Annotated in this window: 5 protein-coding genes; 4 read left to right on the top strand and 1 reads right to left on the bottom strand. The window is 29.8% G+C overall.

From position 1 onward, the window contains the following. Positions 1 to 39: 39 nt before the first annotated feature. The 4 genes from BUB83_RS20985 to BUB83_RS20970 all read left to right on the top strand — a co-directional run bounded on the left by BUB83_RS20985 (position 40) and on the right by BUB83_RS20970 (position 1,449). A complete protein-coding gene (locus BUB83_RS20985; protein ID WP_143160624.1) occupies positions 40 to 267 on the top strand; it encodes a lactococcin A1 precursor in 228 nt (75 codons plus the stop codon). A gap of 54 nt (positions 268 to 321) precedes the next feature. Further along, complete coding sequence (locus BUB83_RS20980; protein ID WP_073341029.1) at positions 322 to 552, top strand: bacteriocin; 231 nt, start codon at positions 322 to 324, stop codon at positions 550 to 552. Between the two features lie 129 nt (positions 553 to 681). Next, the gene (locus tag BUB83_RS20975; protein WP_073341028.1) at positions 682 to 1,116 is read left to right on the top strand and encodes a hypothetical protein; all 435 of its coding nucleotides are present in this window, start codon (positions 682 to 684) and stop codon (positions 1,114 to 1,116) included. A 57-nt stretch (positions 1,117 to 1,173) separates the two neighbouring features. Continuing rightward, positions 1,174 to 1,449: a hypothetical protein gene (locus BUB83_RS20970; RefSeq protein ID WP_073341027.1), complete on the top strand. Its 276-nt coding sequence runs from the start codon at positions 1,174 to 1,176 to the stop codon at positions 1,447 to 1,449. 298 nt (positions 1,450 to 1,747) lie between these two features. Here the strand turns inward: BUB83_RS20970 and BUB83_RS20965 are convergent. Beyond that, positions 1,748 to 2,275: Rpn family recombination-promoting nuclease/putative transposase (locus tag BUB83_RS20965; protein ID WP_143160623.1), on the bottom strand; the 528-nt coding region annotated here is incomplete at its 5' end.

The raw sequence follows: 2,275 nt of genomic DNA, 5'->3' as shown, positions 1-2,275 counted from the left end.
ATAGTTTTGAATAATTTACAATATAAGGAGGTGAATATTATGGAAATGACTTTGAATTATAGTGGTGCTTTTTGTGAGTTGGGTTGTGATGAGTTAGAAGGTGTTAATGGTGGTGTGGATTGGAATGGTGTTGGTCTTGGTGTTTCAATGACTGCTGGTGGTATAATTGGGGCTAAAATTGGGGCTTTGGGTGGCGTTCCTGGTGTAGCTGCTGGTACTATAATAGGTGCTGCTGTAGGTGGCATATTGTATTCTTTATGGGATTAAAATTTAAAATAATCTATAAATTGTGATAAAAATATAATCTAGGAGGAATTAATTATGATTAATACTAACTATTTTACTACTTGCTCTGATGAACAAATGCAAAACATTAATGGTGGATTATTAGCTGGAGCCATAGCTGGAGCTATTTTAGGTGGAGCTTATACTATGACTGCTGTAGCAATTGGTGGCGCTATGTCCGGTTCTATATCTGGTAAAGCTTTGTGGAAAGGTTATGTAGCAGGAGCTCTTTCTGGTGCTGCCATTGGTGCAGTAGCTCCAGTTTAAAAAAATAAATTTATAATAAAAGAGCAAATAAATACTTCACAGTATTATTTGCTTCTTTATTTATTAACTCATAGTCATTATATTTTTAGTTACTATCAAAATTGGGTTTAAATACTGGAGGTATATTAAGTGTCTAAAATATTTATAAAATACTTTTTGCATTTTTTTCTAATTACATTTTGCCTATTAGCAGTATTATTAATAGTTTCAATTATTAGCAAACTTACATTTAGTAAAAGTATTAAGTTTTTTAGTATTATAGGTTGTATTACTTACTCTTTGTTAATGGCTGCCTTTTTTACTGAAGTATATGCAAAACCTGACTCATCAATAATTAGTTATTCAACTGACTGGCAAAAAGAAAGTATTCTAGACATAATTTATTTAACATCAACAAAAGATGCACATAGACGTACCATTGAAGAATCAGATAGTATTATAGTATATTATGGTAACTTCTATAGTAGGTGGCTAACATTACCGATAAAGGTTTATATATCAGAACAAGATATTACGGTAGAAGGCCCTACTTATTGGATTCAAAAAGTAAATAAAATAATATAATATACAAAAATACTGAACTAAACCTATAAATTGTTAATCTTATAAGGAGGAATTTATATGTTGATATTTGACAAATTATTAACTGGTATGTTTCAAAAAAAAAACACTGGTGAAATTGTATTTCATTTATGGGGTGAATTGGGTAAAAGTTATATAATATCAAGAAAAACTGAATCTACAATAAAAAAAATCTCAATAGCATATTATACTTTTTTATTTTCAATGACGCTTATTCTAGGGAGTATTAGATTAATTTATGTATTTTTTTTATTATTTAGCATACCAATATATGTTTCAATATTAAAATACTTTTTACTCAATTCAAAGAGATAGCAAGCAAGTTCGTCGGCATACCTCCCCACTATGACCCCATAACAAGTGAGTCCAATAAAGCATGTCCTCACTAGGGTAACTGTGACTTGGGCAAAAATGTCAAGGGTATGGTTTTCCAAGTACAACTTCTACAAGATAAAATAGCCTGCAATAAGACAAGAACCTCTTGCTTTATCATGCTTGCTTATTTTCTTTAAAAAACAGTATCCTTTCAATCATCTCCAAATACTTCTTGAGTAAAATCTTAAATCCAAAAAAGACTGTAAATATTTTTTTAAATCTATTTACAGTCTCAACTTTATATTTTATTTTTTATTTCTATAACCTTTTCAGCTGATAGCTCCGAAGCTTCTGCAACTTGTTCTACAGTTAATCCCATTTTCAAAAGATTCTTAGCTACCTTAACAGCTCCTTCTTCTCTACCTTCTTCTCTACCTTCCTCTCTTCCTTCTTGTTTAGCCTTATTAAGTGCACTTACTTTGTCTTTAAGTATTTTAGCTCTCATGTCATAAATCTCTCTTTGTTCACTGTCATTACTCATTTTTATTAGTTCATCTTTTGCTTCTCTTATTTCTTTCACACTTAATTCAAGATTTCTAACCTTTTCACTTTCTGGGTCCTTTAAAAACTCAGTCCATGCTACCAATATATCTTTTTCATCACTATCATCCTTTAATTTAGGTATTTCTATAAAATGCATTTCTATTATATCGGTTAACTCTTCATCACTTTCAATTTCTTTTAATCTGTAACCAGTATGAAATTTTTCTGTTTTTAAATACTTAAAATTTAATATATTTATACAGACTGTTCTGGTAAGTTTTGA

This window comes from Clostridium grantii DSM 8605 (assembly GCF_900129965.1).
Classification (GTDB): domain Bacteria; phylum Bacillota; class Clostridia; order Clostridiales; family Clostridiaceae; genus Clostridium_AF; species Clostridium_AF grantii.
Note: the sequence above shows the minus strand (reverse complement) of the source record. Positions and strands in the feature narration are given on the sequence as shown.